Genomic DNA, 19,230 nt, shown 5'->3' with positions numbered 1-19,230 from the left:
GCGGTCGTCACGGGACGCCGTCGGCCGGCGGTCAGCGGACCGCCGTGCCCCGGAGCGACCCGGCGCCGGCCCGGGGCCGACGCGTCAGCGCGCGGACCCCGGTCGCCATCGCATGCCGTTGATCTGTCCCGGCTCGGATCCGATGTGATACCTCACCCGGCGTCCGTGGACCCGCCGTGCGGGCGCCCGGCAGCCGCGATGCCAGGGGGGCAGCGCACAGCGCTGCGGCTCGGGGCGGTGGCGGGCCACGCCGAGCACCGGGTAGGGCATGCGGGCGGCCCCCGCCGCGGCGGGCACGCCGACCGGGCCCGGGTACGGAACCCGGGCCCGGCAGCGGATGCCTGCGGCGATGGCGGTCATGTCGGTGTGTGCCGTCCCCGGGCGCTCAGGACCGGCCGTGCCGGATCGCCGGGTGGGAGCCCGCGGCGACCAGGTCGGCGACCGCGGTCTTGGGGTCCTTGCCGGTCACCAGGGACTCGCCGACCAGCACCGCGTCCGCGCCGTCATTGGCGTACGCGATCAGGTCGTGCGGTCCGCGCACCCCGGACTCGGCGATCTTGACGATGTGGTCGGGGATCTCGGGGGCGATCCGGGCGAAGTTGCCGCGGTCGACCTCAAGGGTCTTCAGGTTGCGGGCGTTGACACCGATGATCTTGGCACCGGCGTCCACCGCGCGGGCGACCTCGTCCTCGTCGTGCACCTCGACCAGCGGCGTCAGCCCGATCGACTCGGCCCGCTCGATCAGCGAGACCAGCGCTTCCTGCTCCAGCGCGGAGACGATCAGCAGCGCGAGGTCGGCGCCGTAGGCACGGGCCTCCCACAGCTGGTAGGCGGTGACGATGAAGTCCTTGCGCAGGACGGGGATGTCGACCTTGGCGCGGACGGCCTCCAGGTCGGCCAGCGAACCGCCGAACCTGCGCTGCTCGGTCAGGACGGAGATGACCGCCGCGCCGCCCGCCTCGTAGTCGGCGGCCAGGCCGGCCGGGTCGGCGATCGCGGCGAGCGCGCCCTTGGAGGGGCTGGAGCGCTTGACCTCACAGATCACCGTGACGCTCTCGCCCTTGAGTGCGGCGACGCCGTCCTTGGCGGGGCGTGCCTTCTGGGCCCGTTCCTTGAGCTCGTCGAGGCCGACGCGCGCCTGCCGCTCTGCGAGGTCGGCACGGACGCCGTCGATGATCTCGTCGAGCACACTCACGCGAGCGGCCTCCTTCTTGAGCGGTGGAGGTGAACAGTGGCCTGTGGGACAAGCTGACCCACCCGGCACTCCGATGGTATCCGCCAAGGGATGCAGGTCTCACATCCGGTGGACCGCGGTCCCACGACCTGGACATTTCCGGGTTGCGTAGTGGGATGCACCGCCGGTCCGCACACCGGCGGATCACGGTGCCAGCCCGCTGCCGAAGGGGAGATTGCGGACGACCGTGAAGACCAGCAGCAGGCCGCCCAGCGCCCACCAGTGGACGGCCCGCGGCCGCGGGCCCGCCGTACGGCGTCCGCGCACCGCACGGCCCAGCCAGAGGGCCCAGAAGACCGCACAGGCGGCGTACCCGGTCACCGCGAGGGCGTTGGCGCCCAGCGCCGCGGCGAGATCGCCGTGGACGACGGCATGGGCGCTGCGCAGGCCGCCGCAGGCCGGGCACAAGAGGCCGGTGAGGTGCAGCAGCGGGCACACCGGGTAGTGGCCGGGCTCGTTCGGGTCGACGGCGCCGAGGTAGCCGAAGGCGGCGGTGGCGGCGGCCAGGGCGCCCAGGGGTGCCGCGAGACGGCGTGGCAGGCCCCCGTGGAGTGGGGCTTCGGGCCGGGGCCGCACCGCGGGTTCGCTCACGTGCTGAGTGTGCTGCCGCACACGCAAAGGCGCAGCTTCTCGGCCGCCCGGAACGGGCACGGACGGCGGGTACGGCACCAGGGTGCGTACGGGCCGGGAAGCGGCGCCTTCGAGGGGTGCCACGAGGGTGGCGCCGGGCGGCGCCACGGGAGCGGGAGCTCAGCCCTCCTGCGGCTGCGCCTGCGCCTGGGGGCGCGGCGTGGCCGAGCGCTTGGGCTCCTGGCCCAGGCCGGCCGAGCGCATCAGACCGCCCACCACGGCGCCGAGGCCGATCAGCACGATGCCGGCCCAGAAGCCGGGCACATTCGCCAGCACGATGAAGGCTCCGGAGACACAGAAGCCGATGAACGAGATGATGACGCCGGTCCAGGCGGCGGGGGTGTGTCCGTGGCCACTGCTCGACATGAATGCTCCTCGTTGCTCTCTCGCGCCGGGGTCGGGGCGCGGTGATCCTCGCGCCCATTGTCACCGATGCCGGGCGGAGCACCGTTACCGGGTGGGGTCCTCACCGCGGTCCAGGGACTTCCAGATCTCCTCCGGTCGGTCCAGATCCGGCGCGGCCGGAGCACGCCGCGGGCCGCGGGCGCCACCGGGCGTGCGCTCGTACCGGCCCGACATTGCAGGCCAGTGGCGTCCCCGGGCCAGCGCCAGCAGCCCGGCGACCAGCAGCAGCAGACCGCCGGCGGCGGCCACCCACGGCCATCCGGTGTGCGTGACGTGATGCACATCGGCTCCGGTCAGTCCGACCGCGGTGGCGGCCTTCTCCCGCAGCGCCGAGGTGTCGGAGTTGCCCAGCGCGGCGGCGACCACGATGCCCACCCCGCTGAGTGTGAGCAGAGCGGCGACCGCGATCCGGCCGGCCCGGCGCACCGCGAAGACGGCGACCAGCGCGGCCAGGCCGACGACGGCCAGCGCGCCGGGCACACCGGTCACATCGGCGCCGGTCACGCTGCGCGGCAGCTCGCCCTGGGCCAGCACCGCGGTGCCCTCGGCCCAGGTGCGGCCGGAGGCCAGCAGCGCCAGGGCGGCGCCGACCGCGCCGGCCGGCAGCGCCAGGGCGAGACTGCGTGTGGCGCGCGGCGCGGGCCGGGCCGGCGGGGGCGCGGGCACGCCCGGGGGCTCGGTCTCGGCAGGGGTCTGGGGTACGGCACTCACGCGTACCACTATCGCGCACCGGCCGGCGGGGACCGGCGCGCGGGGTGGTGGTCGGCTACCTGCCCAGGTGGTTCGCGGTGTTCACGGCGCGCAGCACGGCGGCCGCCTTGTTGCGGCACTCGGTGTCCTCGGCCACCGGGTCGGAGTCGGCGACCACTCCGGCGCCCGCCTGGACGTAGGCGGTGCCGTCCCGCAGCAGTGCCGTGCGGATCGCGATGGCGGTGTCGGAGTCGCCGGCGAAGTCGAGGTAGCCGACACAGCCGCCGTACAGACCGCGCCGGGTCGGCTCCAGCTCCTCGATGATCTGCAGGGCGCGCGGCTTGGGGGCGCCGGAGAGCGTGCCGGCGGGGAAGCAGGCGGTGAGCACGTCGAAGGCGGTACGGCCCTCGGCCACCTGCCCGGTGACCGTGGAGACGATGTGCATCACATGGCTGTAGCGCTCGACGGACATGAAGTCGACGACCTCGACGCTGCCCGGCTCGCACACCCGGCCCAGGTCGTTGCGCCCCAGGTCGACCAGCATCAGATGCTCGGCGCGCTCCTTGGGGTCGGCCATCAGCTCGTCGGCCAGGGCCTGGTCCTCCTGGACGGACGCTCCGCGCGGGCGGGTGCCGGCGATGGGGTGGACCATGGCCCGGCCGTCCTCGACCTTCACCAGCGCCTCGGGGCTGGAGCCGACGACGTCGAAGGCCGGCCGCTCACCGTCCTCGGAGCCCTCGAAGCGGAAAAGGTACATGTACGGGCTGGGGTTGGTGGCCCGCAGCACCCGGTAGACGTCCAACGCGCTGGCCGTACAGGGGGTTTCGAAGCGCTGGGAGGGCACGACCTGGAAGGCCTCGCCGGCCCGGATGCGCTCCTTGATGTCCTCGACGGCCTCCTGGAAGGCGGGGCCGCCCCACTCGGCGGTGTACGGGGGGACCTCGGACGGCGGCAGCGCGGCGGCACCGGTGTGCGCGGGCCGGGCGAGGTCGTCGGCCATGGTGTCCAGGCGGGCCACCGCGTCCGCGTAGGCCTCGTCGACACCGGTGTCGAGGTCGTTGTGGTTGATCGCGTTGGCGATCAGCAGGACCGTGCCGTTCCAGTGGTCGAGGACGGCGAGATCGGAGGTGAGCAGCATGGTCAGTTCGGGCAGCCGGAGGTCGTCCTCGGTCTGCTCGCCGACCTTCTCCAGGCGGCGCACGATGTCGTAGCCCAGGTAGCCGACCATGCCGCCGGTGAACGGCGGCAGCCCCTCGCCCTCGATGAGGTCCCGGGGGGTGTGCAGCGCCTCGACGGTGGCGCGCAGCGCGGCGAGCGGGTCGCCGCCGGTGGGCATGCCGACGGGCGGGGTGCCGAGCCAGTGCGCCTGCCCGTCGCGGGTGGTGAGCGTGGCGGCGCTGCGGACACCGATGAAGGAGTAGCGCGACCACGTACGGCCGTTCTCGGCGGACTCCAGGAGGAAGGTGCCGGGGCGTTCGTCGGCGAGTTTGCGGTAGAGCCCGACCGGTGTGTCACCGTCCGCGAGCAGGCGCCGGGTGACGGGGATGACCCGCCGGTCCTTGGCGAGGGTGCGGAAGGTGTCGAGGTCCGGAGTGGCGGTGCCGGTGGTTCCCGTGGTCATGGCAGCGGAGCCTACTGGTCCTGACCGGTCCCGGTGGCCAGTACATCCGCGTCGAAGCAGGTGCGGTCGCCGGTGTGGCAGGCGGCCCCGACCTGGTCGACCTGGACCAGGACGGTGTCGGCGTCACAGTCCAGCGCCACCGACTTCACGTACTGGACGTGGCCGGAGGTGTCGCCCTTGACCCAGTACTCCTGGCGGCTGCGGGACCAGTACGTGCAGCGGCCGGTGGTCAGGGTGCGGTGCAGCGCCTCGTCGTCCATCCAGCCGAGCATCAGCACCTCGCCGGTGTCGTACTGCTGGGCGATGGCGGGGACCAGACCGTCGGCGCCGCGCTTGAGGCGGGCGGCGATGGCGGGGTCCAGGGCGGGGGTGGTGTCCGGGGTGGCGGCGCGGCTGCTCATGGTGTCCATTGTGCCGTGCGGCATCCTGCAGACATGCATCATCAGCAGCCGCCCGTGCCGCCACCGCCGCCGGACCCGGACCGCGCCGCGCGGGTGGCGGCGCGGGTGCTGGTGGCGGTGTTCGTGGCGGCGGTGGTGGTCGGCGTGGTGCTCGTGGTGGTGGTGTTCCGTTCGTGAGCCGGGGGGGCCGGAGGAGCCGGCGGGCTCATACCCCCAGCTTCGCCGCCGTCAGCCGTTCGATGGCGTCCTTGTCGCCGTCCAGGTCCACGTCGGCGACCTCCTGCCGACCGAAGGCGAACATCGTCAGCTCGCCCGGCTCGCCGACGACCGTGACCACCGGGGTGCCGCGATGGGCCACCGCCGTCCGCCCGTCCGGGCGCCGCAGCACCAGGCCCACCGGCGATTTCCGGCCCAGCACACGGGCCATCCGCTCGATCCTGGACCACAGGGCGTCCGCGAACACGGGGTCCAGCTCGCGCGGGGCCCAGTCCGGCTGGGCGCGCCGGACGTCCTCGGCGTGGACGTAGAACTCGACGGTGTTGGACGCCTCGTCGATCTGCTTGAGCGCGAACGGCGACATCCGCGGCGGCCCGGTCCTGATCAGCCGGATCAGCTCCTCGTACGGCTTGTCGGCGAACTCGGCCTGCACCCGCTCCAGCCGTGCGGCCAGCGGTTTGACGAGGATCCCGCCGGCCGCGTCGGCGCGCCGCTCGCGCACCACCACATGCGCGGCCAGTTCCCGCGCGTTCCAGTTCTCGCACAGCGTCGGCGCCTCGGGGCCGGCGCTCTCCAACAGGTCGGCGAGAAGGAGCCGTTCACGCTTCGCATGGGTCGACATGCGGCCAGCCTACGACCGGCCGGGGCCCCCTGCCACGGGGCCGCGCCCGCCCTGGCTCCTCTCCCCCGCCCGCCGGGCCGTACCCTCAGGGCCGGCCCGGCTCCAGGTGGGCCATCAGGATGCGCTCCAGCTCCCGGGCGGCCCGCGGCGGGGAGACATCGCCCCGGTGGGCGACGGACACCACGCGGTGCATTCCGGGCGTCGAGAAGCGGGTGATGCGCAGGCCGGAGCGTTCGGCGACCATGGCGGGGACCACGGCGATGCCCAGCCCGGCCCGGACGAAGCCGAGGACCGCGTCCATCTCGCCGCCCTCGACGGTGAAGGCCGGCTCGAACCCGGCCGCCCGGCACGCCGCGGTGGTGAATTCCCGCAGGTCGTAGCCGCGGCGGAACATGGCCAGCGGCCGGCCCTGCAGATCCTCCACCCGGATGCGGGTGCGCCGGCCGACGGGGGCCGGGCGGTCGGGCGCGGAGACCACGACGAGTTCCTCGCGCAGCAGGTCGGAGGTGGTCAGCGCGGGGGCCTGGACCGGCAGCGGGGTGATGATCAGGGCCAGGTCCAGGGCGCCGTCGGCCAGCGCCCGGACCAGATCCTGCGAGCCGTCCTCGGTCACGATCAGATCCACGCCCGGGTAGGCGGCGTGGAAGGCCCGCAGCACGTCGGGGACGAGGCTGGCACACAGGCTGGGCGGGGCGCCGAGGCGCAGCCGCCCGCGGCGCAGCTGGGCGACCTCCTGGACCTCCCGGCGGGCGGTCTCGGCATCGGCGAGGATGCGCCGGGCGAGCGGCAGCAGCGTCTCGCCGGCGTCGGTGAGGGTGATGTGGCCGCGGGCACGGTGGAAGAGGTCCGCGCCCAACTCCCGCTCCAGCGACCGGATCTGCTGGGAAAGGGAGGGCTGGGCGACATGTTCGCGCTCGGCGGCGCGGGTGAAGTGCCGAGTGTCGGCCACGGCGGTGAAGTAGCGGAGCTGCTGCAGCTGCATAAGGGGCATGGTAGGCGGTGATAGCCACAGCCTATGGAGATGAGCCGGACCATGTCTTGGACTGATGAGAGATCCGGTCCTTACCGTCGGGACTCATGGCACTGGACACACGGACGGACCGACGGCCGTCCTTCGCGGGCCTTCTGTGGCGCTCGACCGTCGGCAAGAAGACGGCAATGGCCGTCAGCGGCATCGTGATGCTGCTGTATCTGGTCGTCCATATGCTGGGCAATCTCAAGATCTTCTTCGGGGCGGTGGACTTCGACGCGTACGCCGCCTGGCTGCGCACCATCGGCGAGCCGTTCCTGCACCACGCGTGGTTCCTGTGGATCGCGCGGGTGGTGCTGCTCGCCGCGGTCGTGGTGCACGCGGTGGCCGCGTACCAGCTCAGCCGCCGCGACATCGCCGCCCGGCCGGTCGCCTACGCCCACCCCTGGCCGAGGCGATTCGCACCGCCCCGCCTTCTGCGGCGCCGCGCGAGCTATGCCACCCGGACGATGCGCTGGGGCGGTGTCATCCTCGGCCTCTTCCTCGTCTGGCACATCCTGGACCTGACGACGCTGACGGTGAATCCGCGCGCCGAGGCCGGCCACCCGTACGCGAACGTGCTGGCGACCTTCTCCACCTGGTACGGCAACACCGTCTACATCGTGGCGATGCTCGCCCTCGGCCTGCACGTCCGGCACGGCTTCTGGAGCGCCGCGCAGACGCTCGGCGCCAACCGGCCCGGCCGCGACCGGACGCTCAAGACCCTCGCGAACGCTCTCGCCGCCGCCCTGACCGCGGGCTTCCTCGCCGTCCCCGTCTCCGTGATGACCGGAGTAGTGAGCTGACATGACTTCGACCGCTGATACGACGCCGGACGGAAGCTACGCCGACTACACGACCGGCGCGCCCGTCGCCGACGCGGCGGCCCCCGGCGGGCCGGTCGCCGAGCGCTGGGACCGCCGCCGCTTCGAGGCCAGGCTCGTCAACCCGGCCAATCGCCGCAAGCACACCGTCATCGTCGTCGGCACCGGACTCGCGGGCGGCGCGGCCGGTGCCACCCTCGCCGAACAGGGCTACCACGTCGAGCAGTTCTGCTACCAGGACTCCCCGCGCCGGGCACACTCCATCGCCGCCCAGGGCGGGATCAACGCCGCGAAGAACTACCGCAACGACGGCGACTCCGTCCACCGGCTCTTCTACGACACCGTCAAGGGCGGCGACTTCCGCGCCCGTGAGTCCAATGTGCACCGGCTCGCACAGATCTCCGTCGAGATCATCGACCAGTGCGTGGCCCAGGGCGTGCCGTTCGCCCGCGAGTACGGCGGGCTGCTCGACACCCGCTCCTTCGGCGGTGTCCAGGTCTCCCGTACGTTCTACGCCCGCGGCCAGACGGGACAGCAGCTGCTGCTCGGCGCCTACCAGGCGCTCTCCCGGCAGATCGCGGCCGGAACCGTGCGGCTGCACGCCCGCACCGAGATGCTCGATCTGATCGTCGTCGACGGCCGGGCCCGCGGTATCGTCGCCCGCGATCTGGTCACCGGCCGCATCGACAGCCACTTCGCTGATGCGGTGGTCCTGGCGTCCGGCGGCTACGGCAACGTCTTCTACCTGTCGACGAACGCCATGAACTCCAACGCCACCGCGATCTGGCGGGCGCACCGCCGCGGCGCGTACTTCGCCAACCCCTGCTTCACCCAGATCCACCCCACCTGCATCCCGCGCACCGGCGACCACCAGTCCAAGCTCACGCTGATGAGCGAGTCGCTGCGCAACGACGGACGCATCTGGGTCCCGAAGGCCAAGGGCGACACCCGCCCGCCGGACCGGATCCCCGAGGAGGAGCGCGACTACTACCTGGAGCGCCTCTACCCCTCCTTCGGCAATCTCGTCCCCCGCGACATCGCCTCCCGCGCCGCCAAGAACGTCTGCGACGAGGGCCGTGGCGTGGGACCGGGCGGCCAGGGCGTGTACCTCGACTTCGCCGACGCCCTCGCCCGGATGGGCCGGGCCGCGGTCGAGGAGAAGTACGGCAACCTCTTCGACATGTACGCGCGGATCACCGCGGAGAACCCGTACGAGGTGCCGATGCGGATCTACCCAGCCGTGCACTACACGATGGGCGGTCTCTGGGTCGACTACGACCTGCACACCACCGTCCCCGGCCTGTTCGCCATCGGTGAGGCCAACTTCTCCGACCACGGCGCCAACCGCCTCGGCGCCTCCGCCCTGATGCAGGGCCTCGCCGACGGCTACTTCGTCCTCCCCTCGACCATCAGCGACTATCTGGCCCGCAACCCGCATCACGACACGCTCACGGCCGAGCACCCCGTCGTTCAGGAAGTGCTGGCCGAGACCGAGGACCGGCTGAACCTGCTGCTGGCCGTCGACGGCGACCGCACCCCCGACTCCTTCCACCGCGAGATCGGCGAGCTCATGTGGGAGTACTGCGGGATGGCCCGCACCGACGAGGGGCTGCGCAAGGCCCTCGACCGGATCCCGCAGATCCGCGACGAGTTCTGGCGCCGCATCAAGGTGCCCGGCACCGGGGAGGAGTTCAACCAGTCCCTGGAGAAAGCCAACCGCGTCGTCGACTACCTGGAGCTCGCCGAGCTGATGTGCCTCGACGCCCTGCACCGCGCCGAGTCCTGCGGCGGCCACTTCCGTATGGAGTCGCAGACCCCGGACGGCGAGGCCACCCGCCGGGACGACGCGTTCTCCTACGCGGCCGCCTGGGAGTTCACCGGCACCGGCGCGGCCCCCACCCTGCACAAGGAAGACCTGGTCTTCGCGTACGTCCACCCCACCCAGCGGAGCTACGCATGAAGCTCACCCTGCGCATCTGGCGCCAGAAGAACGCCGACGCCCCCGGCGCCCTGTCCACGTACGAGGTGGACGGCATCTCGCAGGACATGTCGTTCCTGGAGATGCTCGACACCCTCAACGAGGAGCTCCTCCTGGGCGGCGACGACCCGGTCGCCTTCGACCACGACTGCCGCGAGGGCATCTGCGGCGCCTGCTCGCTCGTCATCAACGGCGAGCCGCACGGCCCCAATGGGGTCTCCCCTGCTCGAGCGGATTCGAGAGCTTGGGGAAGCACCACCACCTGCCAGCTGCACATGCGGTCCTTCCGGGACGGCGACACGATCGACATCGAGCCCTGGCGGGCCGCCGCCTTCCCGGTCGTCAGGGACCTGGTCGTCGACCGCTCCGCCTTCGACCGCATCATCGGATCCGGCGGCTACATCACCGCCCCGACCGGCGCCGCCCCCGAGGCCCACGCCACCGCCGTGCCCAAACCGGCCGCCGACGCCGCGTTCGAGCACGCCGAGTGCATCGGCTGCGGCGCATGTGTGGCGGCCTGCCCCAACGGCTCGGCGATGCTCTTCACCGCCGCCAAGGTCGTCCACCTCAACTCCCTTCCCCAGGGTGCCCCGGAGCGGGAGAGCCGCGTCCTGGACATGGTGGACCGGATGGACGCGGAGGGCTTTGGCGGGTGCACCAATACCGGTGAGTGCGCGACGGCCTGTCCCAAGGGGATTCCCCTTTTCAGCATCGCCACGATGAACCGCGAGTTCGTCCGGGCGGCACGGAAGGGGCGCTGAGTCAGACCGCGGCGGTCCCGATGAGCCCTTCGCGGGTGACGAGCGCGGCCAGTTCCGGCTCGCTCCTGCCCGCGGTGCCCTCGGGCCGCCGGGGCAGGACCATATAGCGGCTCTCCGCACTGGAGTCCCACACCGTGATCGCGGTGTCGTCCGGCAGCTCCAGCCCGAACTCGGCCAGCACGGCACGCGGTTCGCGCACCACCCGCGAGCGGTAGGCCTCGCTCTTGTACCAGGACGGCGACGGTCCCAGCAGCCCGATCGGATAGCAGGAGCACAGCGTGCACACGATGACGTGGTGCGCGCCGGCGGTGTTCTCGACGACCTTGAGCCGCTGCTCCTGGATACCGCCCGCCATCGAGAGCCCCACCTCGGGCAGCGCCGCGTTCGCATCCGCCAGCAGGCGCTCCCGGAACCCCGCGTCACTCCAGGCCCGCGCCACGATCCGCGCGCCGTTGACCGGCGAGGCCCCCCGCAGCATCGTCGCGAGCGCCTCGTCCAGCTGCTCCTGTCCGACCACTCCGGCCTCGATCAGCCGCTCCTCCAGCTGCCTGACCCGCGCCGCCACCGGCACACTCGTGTGCTCGCCGCTCATGCCCCGTCCTTCCGCACCCGCTCGATGTAGGACTCCCAGAGGTCGACCGTGACCTCGTGGCCGCCCTCGCCCCACAGGTCGCCCGCGGCGAAGGCCACGGTGTAGACGGGCTCCACCCGCGGCTCGGCAACACCCGCCGCGCTCTCGTCGGCGAGCGCCCAGCGCCCCTGGCACTCGACGATCCGCCCCACCTGGCCGCGCACATACCGCGGCACCCGGGTATGCCCCACGGGGTCGACGGCGCGCACCCGCACCCGCTCCCCCGCCCGGAATTCAGCCATCGCCGAGCAGCCCCCGCTCGGCCAGCAGGGTCTCGATCGCGTACAGCCACCGCTCGTAATACGACGCCGCCAGATACTCCTGCGGGGCCATCCGCTCGACGGCGTCCCGGAACTCGTCGAGCCGGTAGGCACCGTTCCGTACCAGCGCGGAGTTCAGCGCGAACACCCGCGCCTCCCAGTCGGCATGGAACGGCGGCTCGTCAGCCTCGATCTCCAGCGCCCCGAACCCGGCCTGGCCACCCACGTCGTTGACACGGCTCATAGGGCGAGCCTACGGGCGCGAGCCGGTCAGCGCACCGCGTGTCCCGCGCCCCGCAGGGCGTCCTTGACCTGGCCGATGCGCAGATCACCGAAGTGGAAGACGGAGGCGGCCAGGACCGCGTCGGCACCGGCGACGACGGCCGGGGCGAAGTCGTCCAGCTTGCCGGCCCCGCCGGAGGCGATCACCGGGACGGTGACGTGCTTGCGGACGGCCTCGATCATCTCGACGTCGTAGCCGTCCTTGGTGCCATCGGCGTCCATGGAGTTGAGGAGGATCTCGCCGGCGCCCAGTTCGGCGGCGCGGTGGGCCCACTCCACGGCGTCGATGCCGGTGCCGCGGCGACCGCCGTGGGTGGTGACCTCGTATCCGGACGGCGTCCCGGCGTCGGTGCGGCGGGCGTCGACGGACAGGACCAGGACCTGGCTGCCGAAGCGCTCGGCGATCTCGCGGATCACGTCGGGGCGGGCGATGGCGGCGGTGTTGACGCCGACCTTGTCGGCACCGGCCCGCAGCAGCTTGTCGACGTCCTCGGGGGTGCGGACGCCGCCGCCGACCGTGAGGGGGATGAAGACCTGCTCGGCGGTGCGGCGCACCACGTCGTAGGTGGTCTCGCGGTTGCCGGAGGAGGCGGTGATGTCGAGGAAGGTCAGCTCGTCGGCGCCCTCGTCACCGTAGATCTTGGCCATCTCGACGGGGTCGCCCGCGTCCCGCAGGTTCTGGAAGTTGACGCCCTTGACGACCCGGCCGTTGTCCACGTCCAGGCAAGGGATGACTCGGACCGCCAGGGTCATGTCGGTTCAGGCCTCTCTGACAGTTCTCGGAAGGCTTCCAGTTCTACTTCCACCAGGACGCGCGAGTCGACGAAGCCGGAGACCACGACCAGGGTCGAGGCGGGCGGCTCGGCCTCGAAGAGCTCCCGGTGGGCGCGGCCGGCCGCGTCCACATCGCGCAGGTGGGTGAGGTACATACGGGTGCGCAGGACCGCGTCGGCGCCGAGGCCGAAGGGCTTGAGCGCCGCCAGCGCGTTGGTGAAGGCGGCCCTGGTCTGCTCGTAGGGGTCACCCTCACCCTGCAGGACGCCGTCGACCAGTGGCATCGTGCCGGCGACCAGGACCCGGTCGCCGGCCGCCACGGCACGTGCGAATCCGATCTTCTCTTCCCAGGGACTGTCGGTCCGTACGCGCTCGATGGTCATCATGCGGCCTTTCGTTCGCCGTTACGACACTGCTGCCAGCGCCTCTTCGAGGGTGAACGCCTTCGCATAGAGCGCCTTGCCGACGATCGCGCCCTCGACACCTTCCGGTACCAGCGAGGCCAGTACCCGCAGGTCGTCGAGCGAGGAGACACCGCCGGAGGCGACCACGGGCCGGTCGGTGGCCGCGCAGACGTTCCTGAGCAGCTCGACGTTGGGGCCCTGGAGGGTGCCGTCCTTGTTGATGTCGGTGACGACGTAGCGGGCACAGCCCTCGGCGTCGAGACGGGCCAGCGTCTCGTAGAGGTCGCCGCCGTCGCGGGTCCAGCCGCGGCCCCGCAGCGTCGTACCGCGCACGTCCAGACCGACCGCGATCTTGTCGCCGTGCTCGGCGATGACCTTGGCGACCCACTCGGGGGTCTCCAGCGCGGCGGTGCCGAGGTTGACCCGGCGGCAGCCGGTGGCCAGGGCCGCGGCGAGCGTGTCGTCGTCGCGGATGCCGCCGGACAGCTCGACCTTGATGTCCATGGACCGGGCGACCTCGGCGATCTGCGCCCGGTTGTCACCGGTGCCGAAGGCCGCGTCGAGGTCGACGAGGTGCAGCCACTCGGCGCCCGCCCGCTGCCAGGCGTGGGCCGCCTCCAGCGGGTCGCCGTAGGAGGTCTCGGAGCCGGACTCGCCGTGCACGAGGCGGACGGCCTGGCCGTCGCGGACATCGACGGCGGGGAGCAGTTCGAGCTTCGATGCGTTCGGCATTACAGGGTCTCGATCCAATTGGTCAGGAGCTGGGCACCGGCGTCGCCGGACTTCTCGGGGTGGAACTGGGTGGCCCACAGCGGGCCGTTCTCGACCGCGGCCACGAACCGCTCGCCGTGCGTGGCCCAGGTGACCTTCGGCACCGCGAGGTGCGGGTTGCCGACCTCCAGCTCCCAGTCGTGCACCGCGTAGGAGTGCACGAAGTAGTAGCGGGCGTCGGCGGGCAGCCCGGCGAAGAGCTGGCTGCCCTCGGGGGCCTCGACGGTGTTCCAGCCCATGTGCGGGACGACCTCGGCCTTGAGCGGGCCGACCGTGCCGGGCCACTCGTCCAGGCCCTCGGTCTCCACTCCGTGCTCGATGCCGCGGCCGAAGAGGATCTGCATGCCGACGCAGATGCCCAGGACGGGGCGCCCGCCGGACAGCCGGCGCCCGACCAGCCAGTCGCCGCGTGCCTCCTTGAGACCGGCCATGCAGGCGGCGAACGCGCCGACGCCGGGGACCAGCAGGCCCTCGGCGTTCATCGCCCGGTCGAAGTCACGGGTGATCTCCACATCGGCGCCGACGTGCGCCAGGGCGCGCTCGGCGGAGCGGACATTGCCGAAGCCGTAGTCGAAGACGACGACTTTCTTGCGGGAAGCCGGGGCGGTCAATTCCATACCTCCAGCCGCAGCACGCCGGCGAGCAGACACAGCGCCGAACCGAGGGACAGCAGCACGATCAGCCCCTTGGGCAGCTGCTGCTTCCAGAACGAGTAGACACCGCCCAGGAGAAAGAGCCCGAGAAGGATGAAGACGGTGGACAGACCGTTCACAGGGCTCCCTTGGTGGAGGGGATGATCCCGGTTGCGCGCGGGTCGCGTTCGCTGGCGTAGCGCAGGGCGCGGGCCAGCGCCTTGAACTGGCACTCCACGATGTGGTGGGCATTGCGGCCGTACGGGACGTGGATGTGCAGCGCTATCTGGGCCTGGGCGACGAAGGACTCGAAGATGTGCCGGGTCATCGTCGTGTCGTAGGAGCCGATCATCGGCGCCATGCTCTCCGGCTCGGTGTGCACCAGATACGGGCGGCCGGAGAGGTCCACGGTCACCTGGGCGAGCGACTCGTCCAGCGGGACGGTGCAGTTGCCGAAGCGGTAGATCCCGGACTTGTCACCGAGGGCCTGCTTGAAGGCGGCACCCAGGGCGAGGGCGGTGTCCTCGATGGTGTGGTGGGTGTCGATGTGCAGATCGCCGTCGGTCTTGACCTTGAGGTCGAACAGGCCGTGCCGGCCGAGCTGGTCGAGCATGTGGTCGTAGAAGCCCACACCGGTCGACACGTCCACCTCGCCCCTGCCGTCGAGGTCGATCTCGACGAGCACGGACGTTTCCTTGGTTGTGCGCTCCACGCGTCCTACGCGGGTCATCGCTTGCTCTCCTTCAGTACTGCGCGAACCGCGTCGAGGAACGCGTCGTTCTCGGCCGGGGTGCCGGCGGTGACCCGCAGCCAGCCCGGTACGCCGTTGTCACGGACCAGCACGCCGTGGTCGAGGATCGCCTGCCAGGTGGCGTGCGCATCGTCGAAGAGGCCGAACTGCACGAAGTTGGCGTCGGAGGCGACGACCTGGCAGCCCGCCGCCCGCAGCTCGGTGACCAGGCGGTCCCGCTCGGTCTTGAGCTGCTCGACGTACTTCAGGAGCGTGTCGGTGTGCTCCAGCGCGGCCAGCGCGGTGGCCTGGGTGACGGACGAGAGGTGGTACGGGAGCCGGACCAGCTGCACCGCGTCGACCACGGCGGGGTCGGCGGCAAGGTAGCCCAGCCGCAGTCCGGCGGCGCCGAAGGCCTTGGACATGGTCCGGGAGACGACCAGATTCGGCCGGCCCTCGATCAGCGGCAGCAGCGAGGGCTGGTGGCTGAACTCGCCGTAGGCCTCGTCGACCACCACCAGGGCGCCGGCGCCGTCGGCCCGGGCCGCCTGCGCCGCCTCGTACAGCGCGAGCACCGTGGCTTCCCCGACGGCGGTGCCGGTGGGGTTGTTCGGCGAGCAGATGAAGACCACGTCGGGCCGCCGCTCGGCGATGGCTGCCACCGCGGCCTCGACGTCGATGGTGAAGTCCTCGTTGCGCGGGCCGGAGATCCAGCCGGTGCCCGTGCCGCGGGAGATCAGCCCGTGCATCGAGTACGACGGCTCGAAGCCGATGGCGCTGCGGCCGGGGCCGCCGAAGGTCTGCAGCAGCTGCTGGATGACCTCGTTGGAGCCGTTGGCGGCCCAGACCTGGGTGCCGGTGACCTCGTGGCCGGCGGTGCGGGTGAGGTAGCGGGCCAACTCGGCGCGCAGCTCGACCGCGTCCCGGTCGGGGTAGCGGTTGAGCCGCCGGGCGGCCTCGGTCACCCGCTCGGCGATCCGCCGGACCAGCGGCTCGGGCAGCGGGTAGGGGTTCTCGTTGGTGTTCAGGCGCACCGGGACGTCCAGCTGCGGTGCGCCGTAGGGGGACTTGCCGCGCAGCTCGTCCCGGATGGGGAGATCGTCGATACGGGTCACGTGCCTGCTCACTTGCTCTGCGGGACCTTCCAGTCGAACCTGGCCTTCAGCGCGGCGCCGTGTGCCGGGAGATCCTCGGCCTCGGCGAGGGTCACCACATGGTGGGTGACCTCGGCCAGCGCGTCACGCGAGTAGTCCACGACATGGATGCCGCGCAGGAACGACTGCACGGACAGCCCCGAGGAGTGGCAGGCGCAGCCGCCGGTGGGCAGGACGTGGTTGGAGCCGGCGCAGTAGTCGCCGAGCGAGACCGGGGCGTAGGGGCCGACGAAGACGGCGCCCGCGTTGCGGACCCGGGCGGCGACGGCCGAGGCGTCGGCGGTCTGGATCTCCAGGTGTTCGGCGCCGTAGGCGTCCACCACCCTGAGGCCCTCGTCGATCCCGTCGACGAGGACGACGGCGGACTGCCGTCCGGCCAGCGCCTCGGTGATCCGCTCGATGTGCTTGGTGGCCGCGACCTGCTGCTTGAGCGCGTCCTCGACGGCGTCGGCGAGCTCGGTGGAGTCGGTGACCAGGACGGCGGCGGCGAGGGTGTCGTGCTCGGCCTGGCTGATCAGGTCGGCGGCGACGTGCTCGGGGTCGGCGGTGGCGTCCGCGAGCACCGCGATCTCGGTGGGTCCGGCCTCGGCATCGATGCCGATACGGCCCTTGAGGAGGCGCTTGGCGGAGGCGACGAAGATGTTGCCGGGGCCCGTGACGAGGTTGACCGGCAGGCACTCCTCGGTGCCGTACGCGAACATCGCGATGGCCTGGGCGCCGCCGGCGGCGTAGACCTCGTCGACGCCGAGCAGGGCGCAGGCGGCGAGGATGGTCGGGTGCGGCCGGCCGCCGAACTCCTTCTGCGGCGGGGAGGTGACGGCGATGCCCGTGACGCCGGCCTCCTGTGCCGGGACGACGTTCATGACCACGGAGGACGGGTAGACCGCCAGACCGCCGGGGACGTAGAGGCCCACCCGCTCGACGGGGACCCAGCGTTCGGTGACCGTGCCACCGGGGACGACCTTGGTCGTGATGTCGGTGCGGCGCTGTTCGCGGTGGACGATCCGGGCGCGCCGGATGGACTCCTCCAGGGCGGCCCGTACGGCCGGGTCCAGCTCGTCGAGGGCGCTGTGCAGGGCCTCCGCGGGCACCCGTACGCGCTCGATCTCGACGCCGTCGAACCGCCGCGCATAATCGATCAGCGCCGCGGTGCCACGATGGCGTACGTCCTCGCAGATGGGCCGCACCTTCTCCAGGGCGGCTTCCACGTCGAACTCGGCACGGGGCAGCAGGTCGCGCAGGGCGCCGCCCTCGGGGAGGGCGTCACCGCGCAGATCGATTCGGGAGATCACCCTCCCAGTGTCTCAGACCTGCTCTTGCGCCCGAGCGGCCGTATCACTCAGTGATACACAGCGGCACACGCCCTGAACAGCCCGTGACGCGGCCGCCGGAAGTTGACCGGAGTTGGCCCTGACCACGCGTGTTCAAGCAGTCACGGGGCGGGCAAGGGCCACGTAACGGCGTACGGGGACATCTGTGGGACGCATCACGACCGGTGCACGAAATGCGTCCGAACAGGTTGCGACACACCACGGGAGAGCAAGGGGGATCCACTGTGACCGAGCCCGGGGACGGCGACGCGCCCGCCGACCTGCAGCTGACATCGGCGGAATGGAGCATGTGGCAGGCCTTCCGCAACGGCAGCACCTGCGATCTGCACATCGGCGACCCGGCCCGCGACGATCCGCACGGGCAGCATCTGTGGGGCCCGGAGCGCCGGGTGCGGGCCCGGGTCGTGGCACTCCTGCTGCTCGACGGGCCGCCCGCGCAGCCGGGCCGGGTCTCCGCGCTCCAGCTCACCGGCGCCTACATCACGGACACTCTCGACCTTGCGGGCGGCACGATCAAGCCATTCATCGAGCTGCGGGACTGCCGCTTCGAGGCCGAGGTGGTGCTGCCGGAGAGCCGGTTCACCACGCTGCGGCTGGTGAACTGTGCGATACCCCGGCTGGAGGCGGCCCGACTGCACACCGAGGGCGATCTCCATCTGCCGCGCTGTGTGGTGCACTCCGGCATCCGGCTCACCGACGCGCACATCGGCACGGACCTGATGCTCAACCAGACCGTGGTGCACAAGGACCGGCAGGGCCGGTCGATCATGGCGGACGGGATGACCGTCGCCCAGGACCTGCAGGCCGAGATGATGGAGTCGTACGGCGAGCTGTCGCTGCGCGGCGCGACCATCGGCGTGTCGCTGAGCCTGCGCGGCAGCCGGCTGAGCAACCCCTTCGGCCGCCGGGCACTGAACGCCCCGCAGCTGACCGTCGAGCGCACCCTCTATCTGACCGCGGCCGGCCTGGCCAACTCCCCCTTCTCCAGCAGCGCCACGCCCCCGTACGGCATCGCGCACACCCCCTCGCGCGGCACCCGGATGCAGCGCTTCGAGTGCGAGGGCGGGATGCGGCTGGACGACGGGCGGTTCGGCGACGCGGTCGACTTCGAGCACGCCCGCTTCATCATGGAGTCCGACCAGGAGCTGTCGCTGCGCCGTATCCAGACGCCCGAGCTGCGGTTCCTCGGCGAGCGGCCGCAGCGCGGCCGGGTGATCCTCTCGGGCGCCCGGGTCGTCAATCTCATCGACAAGTCGGCGAGCTGGCCGGGGCTGGGCGGGCTGTGGATGGCCGGCTTCGCCTACGAGACGCTGATCCCGCGCGGTCACTTCCCGCTGGCGCTGCGGCTGCAGTGGGTGGCGGCGGCGACCCCCGAGTACGCGCCCGAACCGTACGAGATGCTCGCGGCCTCGCTGCGCACCACCGGTGAGGACTCCGACGCGCGCGAGGTGCTGCTGGCCAAGCAGCGGCGGCGCCGCGAGACGCTGCCGCTGGCGGCCAAGGCCTGGGGGTTCCTGCAGGACTGGACGGTGGCCTACGGCTACCGCCCGGGGCGGGCCGCGGTGTGGATGGCCATCCTGTGGGCGATCGGCACGCTCTACTTCTCGATGTCCCCGCCGCCGCCCCTCAAGGGGGACGAGGCGCCGCCCTGGAATCCGTATCTCTACTCCCTGGACCTGCTGCTGCCGGTGATCGACCTGAATCAGGGCGCCGCCTGGAAGCCGGGCGGCGGTGCGCAGTGGGTGGCCGCCGTCCTGATCCTGGCGGGCTGGGTGCTCGCCACGACGGTCGCGGCGGGCGCGTCCCGGCTGCTGCGAAGGCAGTAGCTGTCCCCGTTGCCGGCCGTCCCGCCGCGCCCGCGCCACGGCGG

At 72.0% G+C, this 19,230-nt stretch carries 25 protein-coding genes; 5 read left to right on the top strand and 20 right to left on the bottom strand.

All coding sequences use genetic code 11. The features are described from left to right. Window positions 1-84 precede the first annotated feature (84 nt). The 7 genes from trpM to hisI form a co-directional block, all read right to left on the bottom strand. Complete coding sequence (gene trpM, locus ACWGI6_RS27995; protein WP_453270127.1) at window positions 85-270, bottom strand: tryptophan biosynthesis modulator TrpM; 186 nt, start codon at window positions 268-270, stop codon at window positions 85-87. Between the two features lie 115 nt (window positions 271-385). Further along, window positions 386-1,195, bottom strand: a complete 810-nt coding sequence (gene trpC / locus ACWGI6_RS27990; RefSeq protein WP_393909644.1) for an indole-3-glycerol phosphate synthase TrpC — start codon at window positions 1,193-1,195, stop codon at window positions 386-388. A gap of 183 nt (window positions 1,196-1,378) precedes the next feature. Beyond that, window positions 1,379-1,825: a DUF2752 domain-containing protein gene (locus tag ACWGI6_RS27985; protein WP_453270082.1), complete on the bottom strand. Its 447-nt coding sequence runs from the start codon at window positions 1,823-1,825 to the stop codon at window positions 1,379-1,381. A gap of 159 nt (window positions 1,826-1,984) precedes the next feature. Then, window positions 1,985-2,230 (bottom strand): HGxxPAAW family protein, encoded by a 246-nt coding sequence (locus ACWGI6_RS27980; RefSeq protein ID WP_393909646.1) that lies wholly within the window; start codon window positions 2,228-2,230, stop codon window positions 1,985-1,987. An 84-nt stretch (window positions 2,231-2,314) separates the two neighbouring features. Beyond that, window positions 2,315-2,980: a TIGR02234 family membrane protein gene (locus tag ACWGI6_RS27975; protein ID WP_453270081.1), complete on the bottom strand. Its 666-nt coding sequence runs from the start codon at window positions 2,978-2,980 to the stop codon at window positions 2,315-2,317. Between the two features lie 55 nt (window positions 2,981-3,035). After that, on the bottom strand, window positions 3,036-4,580 hold the full coding sequence (locus ACWGI6_RS27970; RefSeq protein WP_453270080.1) for an anthranilate synthase component I: 1,545 nt from the start codon (window positions 4,578-4,580) through the stop codon (window positions 3,036-3,038). Between the two features lie 11 nt (window positions 4,581-4,591). Then, the gene (gene hisI, locus ACWGI6_RS27965; protein WP_453270079.1) at window positions 4,592-4,981 is read right to left on the bottom strand and encodes a phosphoribosyl-AMP cyclohydrolase; all 390 of its coding nucleotides are present in this window, start codon (window positions 4,979-4,981) and stop codon (window positions 4,592-4,594) included. Window positions 4,982-5,014: 33 nt separating this feature from the next. Between hisI and ACWGI6_RS27960 the strand changes: the two genes are divergently transcribed. Further along, window positions 5,015-5,158, top strand: coding sequence for a hypothetical protein (locus ACWGI6_RS27960; protein ID WP_393909649.1), 144 nt, complete (start codon window positions 5,015-5,017; stop codon window positions 5,156-5,158). A 28-nt stretch (window positions 5,159-5,186) separates the two neighbouring features. Here ACWGI6_RS27960 and ACWGI6_RS27955 read toward each other — a convergent pair whose 3' ends face one another. Continuing rightward, the gene (locus tag ACWGI6_RS27955; protein ID WP_453270078.1) at window positions 5,187-5,819 is read right to left on the bottom strand and encodes a TIGR03085 family metal-binding protein; all 633 of its coding nucleotides are present in this window, start codon (window positions 5,817-5,819) and stop codon (window positions 5,187-5,189) included. 85 nt (window positions 5,820-5,904) lie between these two features. Further along, window positions 5,905-6,801 carry a LysR family transcriptional regulator gene (locus ACWGI6_RS27950; RefSeq protein WP_453270077.1) on the bottom strand — a complete coding sequence of 299 codons (897 nt, stop codon included), beginning with the start codon at window positions 6,799-6,801 and terminating at the stop codon, window positions 5,905-5,907. 95 nt (window positions 6,802-6,896) lie between these two features. Here ACWGI6_RS27950 and ACWGI6_RS27945 point away from each other — a divergent pair, with 95 nt between their 5' ends. The 3 genes from ACWGI6_RS27945 to ACWGI6_RS27935 are packed head-to-tail and all read left to right on the top strand — an operon-like array spanning window position 6,897 to window position 10,391. After that, window positions 6,897-7,634 (top strand): succinate dehydrogenase, encoded by a 738-nt coding sequence (locus ACWGI6_RS27945; protein WP_453270076.1) that lies wholly within the window; start codon window positions 6,897-6,899, stop codon window positions 7,632-7,634. Window position 7,635: 1 nt separating this feature from the next. Further along, window positions 7,636-9,612 carry a fumarate reductase/succinate dehydrogenase flavoprotein subunit gene (locus ACWGI6_RS27940; protein WP_453270075.1) on the top strand — a complete coding sequence of 659 codons (1,977 nt, stop codon included), beginning with the start codon at window positions 7,636-7,638 and terminating at the stop codon, window positions 9,610-9,612. Continuing rightward, complete coding sequence (locus ACWGI6_RS27935) at window positions 9,609-10,391, top strand: succinate dehydrogenase/fumarate reductase iron-sulfur subunit (RefSeq protein ID WP_453270074.1); 783 nt, start codon at window positions 9,609-9,611, stop codon at window positions 10,389-10,391. Before ACWGI6_RS27940 ends, ACWGI6_RS27935 begins: the two co-directional genes overlap by 4 nt. Before the next feature lies 1 nt (window position 10,392). Here ACWGI6_RS27935 and ACWGI6_RS27930 read toward each other — a convergent pair whose 3' ends face one another. Genes ACWGI6_RS27930 through hisD form a run of 11 tightly spaced genes read right to left on the bottom strand, consistent with a single transcriptional unit; the run spans window position 10,393 to window position 17,321 of the window. Continuing rightward, entirely contained in the window at window positions 10,393-10,983 is a 591-nt protein-coding gene (locus tag ACWGI6_RS27930) for a nitrile hydratase subunit alpha (protein ID WP_453270073.1), read from the bottom strand. Further along, complete coding sequence (locus ACWGI6_RS27925) at window positions 10,980-11,264, bottom strand: SH3-like domain-containing protein (protein ID WP_030988647.1); 285 nt, start codon at window positions 11,262-11,264, stop codon at window positions 10,980-10,982. Before ACWGI6_RS27925 ends, ACWGI6_RS27930 begins: the two co-directional genes overlap by 4 nt. Beyond that, window positions 11,257-11,526 carry a hypothetical protein gene (locus ACWGI6_RS27920; protein ID WP_393909657.1) on the bottom strand — a complete coding sequence of 90 codons (270 nt, stop codon included), beginning with the start codon at window positions 11,524-11,526 and terminating at the stop codon, window positions 11,257-11,259. The genes ACWGI6_RS27925 and ACWGI6_RS27920 overlap by 8 nt, the downstream gene beginning before the upstream one ends. Window positions 11,527-11,552: 26 nt before the next feature. Beyond that, the gene (gene hisF, locus ACWGI6_RS27915) at window positions 11,553-12,317 is read right to left on the bottom strand and encodes an imidazole glycerol phosphate synthase subunit HisF (RefSeq protein ID WP_393909658.1); all 765 of its coding nucleotides are present in this window, start codon (window positions 12,315-12,317) and stop codon (window positions 11,553-11,555) included. After that, the gene (locus ACWGI6_RS27910) at window positions 12,314-12,721 is read right to left on the bottom strand and encodes a RidA family protein (protein WP_393909706.1); all 408 of its coding nucleotides are present in this window, start codon (window positions 12,719-12,721) and stop codon (window positions 12,314-12,316) included. Before ACWGI6_RS27910 ends, hisF begins: the two co-directional genes overlap by 4 nt. A 21-nt stretch (window positions 12,722-12,742) precedes the next feature. Continuing rightward, on the bottom strand, window positions 12,743-13,474 hold the full coding sequence (gene priA / locus ACWGI6_RS27905; RefSeq protein ID WP_393909659.1) for a bifunctional 1-(5-phosphoribosyl)-5-((5-phosphoribosylamino)methylideneamino)imidazole-4-carboxamide isomerase/phosphoribosylanthranilate isomerase PriA: 732 nt from the start codon (window positions 13,472-13,474) through the stop codon (window positions 12,743-12,745). Next, window positions 13,474-14,130: an imidazole glycerol phosphate synthase subunit HisH gene (gene hisH, locus ACWGI6_RS27900; protein WP_453270072.1), complete on the bottom strand. Its 657-nt coding sequence runs from the start codon at window positions 14,128-14,130 to the stop codon at window positions 13,474-13,476. The genes priA and hisH overlap by 1 nt, the downstream gene beginning before the upstream one ends. Then, the gene (locus ACWGI6_RS27895; protein WP_388194714.1) at window positions 14,121-14,285 is read right to left on the bottom strand and encodes a hypothetical protein; all 165 of its coding nucleotides are present in this window, start codon (window positions 14,283-14,285) and stop codon (window positions 14,121-14,123) included. The genes hisH and ACWGI6_RS27895 overlap by 10 nt, the downstream gene beginning before the upstream one ends. Next, window positions 14,282-14,875: an imidazoleglycerol-phosphate dehydratase HisB gene (hisB, locus tag ACWGI6_RS27890; protein WP_393909661.1), complete on the bottom strand. Its 594-nt coding sequence runs from the start codon at window positions 14,873-14,875 to the stop codon at window positions 14,282-14,284. Before hisB ends, ACWGI6_RS27895 begins: the two co-directional genes overlap by 4 nt. Then, window positions 14,872-15,990 (bottom strand): histidinol-phosphate transaminase, encoded by a 1,119-nt coding sequence (locus tag ACWGI6_RS27885; RefSeq protein ID WP_453270126.1) that lies wholly within the window; start codon window positions 15,988-15,990, stop codon window positions 14,872-14,874. The genes hisB and ACWGI6_RS27885 overlap by 4 nt, the downstream gene beginning before the upstream one ends. Window positions 15,991-15,998: 8 nt before the next feature. Then, on the bottom strand, window positions 15,999-17,321 hold the full coding sequence (gene hisD, locus ACWGI6_RS27880; protein WP_453270071.1) for a histidinol dehydrogenase: 1,323 nt from the start codon (window positions 17,319-17,321) through the stop codon (window positions 15,999-16,001). Window positions 17,322-17,584: 263 nt separating this feature from the next. Here hisD and ACWGI6_RS27875 point away from each other — a divergent pair, with 263 nt between their 5' ends. Next, window positions 17,585-19,186 carry an oxidoreductase gene (locus tag ACWGI6_RS27875; protein WP_453270070.1) on the top strand — a complete coding sequence of 534 codons (1,602 nt, stop codon included), beginning with the start codon at window positions 17,585-17,587 and terminating at the stop codon, window positions 19,184-19,186. Window positions 19,187-19,230: the final 44 nt, after the last annotated feature.

It is taken from the genome of Streptomyces sp. NPDC054786, from assembly GCF_053611685.1.
Note: the sequence above shows the minus strand (reverse complement) of the source record. Positions and strands in the feature narration are given on the sequence as shown.

Coding starts and splice junctions, on each gene's coding strand:
- trpM (WP_453270127.1), bottom strand. CDS start 270: ATGCCCTACCCGGTGCTCGGCGTGGCCCGCCACCGCCCCGAGCCGCAG.
- ACWGI6_RS27980 (WP_393909646.1), bottom strand. CDS start 2,230: ATGTCGAGCAGTGGCCACGGACACACCCCCGCCGCCTGGACCGGCGTC.
- ACWGI6_RS27970 (WP_453270080.1), bottom strand. CDS start 4,580: ATGACCACGGGAACCACCGGCACCGCCACTCCGGACCTCGACACCTTC.
- hisI (WP_453270079.1), bottom strand. CDS start 4,981: ATGAGCAGCCGCGCCGCCACCCCGGACACCACCCCCGCCCTGGACCCC.
- ACWGI6_RS27960 (WP_393909649.1), top strand. CDS start 5,015: ATGCATCATCAGCAGCCGCCCGTGCCGCCACCGCCGCCGGACCCGGAC.
- ACWGI6_RS27955 (WP_453270078.1), bottom strand. CDS start 5,819: ATGTCGACCCATGCGAAGCGTGAACGGCTCCTTCTCGCCGACCTGTTG.
- ACWGI6_RS27950 (WP_453270077.1), bottom strand. CDS start 6,801: ATGCAGCTGCAGCAGCTCCGCTACTTCACCGCCGTGGCCGACACTCGG.
- ACWGI6_RS27945 (WP_453270076.1), top strand. CDS start 6,897: ATGGCACTGGACACACGGACGGACCGACGGCCGTCCTTCGCGGGCCTT.
- ACWGI6_RS27940 (WP_453270075.1), top strand. CDS start 7,636: ATGACTTCGACCGCTGATACGACGCCGGACGGAAGCTACGCCGACTAC.
- ACWGI6_RS27935 (WP_453270074.1), top strand. CDS start 9,609: ATGAAGCTCACCCTGCGCATCTGGCGCCAGAAGAACGCCGACGCCCCC.
- ACWGI6_RS27930 (WP_453270073.1), bottom strand. CDS start 10,983: ATGAGCGGCGAGCACACGAGTGTGCCGGTGGCGGCGCGGGTCAGGCAG.
- ACWGI6_RS27925 (WP_030988647.1), bottom strand. CDS start 11,264: ATGGCTGAATTCCGGGCGGGGGAGCGGGTGCGGGTGCGCGCCGTCGAC.
- ACWGI6_RS27920 (WP_393909657.1), bottom strand. CDS start 11,526: ATGAGCCGTGTCAACGACGTGGGTGGCCAGGCCGGGTTCGGGGCGCTG.
- hisF (WP_393909658.1), bottom strand. CDS start 12,317: ATGACCCTGGCGGTCCGAGTCATCCCTTGCCTGGACGTGGACAACGGC.
- ACWGI6_RS27910 (WP_393909706.1), bottom strand. CDS start 12,721: ATGACCATCGAGCGCGTACGGACCGACAGTCCCTGGGAAGAGAAGATC.
- priA (WP_393909659.1), bottom strand. CDS start 13,474: ATGCCGAACGCATCGAAGCTCGAACTGCTCCCCGCCGTCGATGTCCGC.
- hisH (WP_453270072.1), bottom strand. CDS start 14,130: ATGGAATTGACCGCCCCGGCTTCCCGCAAGAAAGTCGTCGTCTTCGAC.
- hisB (WP_393909661.1), bottom strand. CDS start 14,875: ATGACCCGCGTAGGACGCGTGGAGCGCACAACCAAGGAAACGTCCGTG.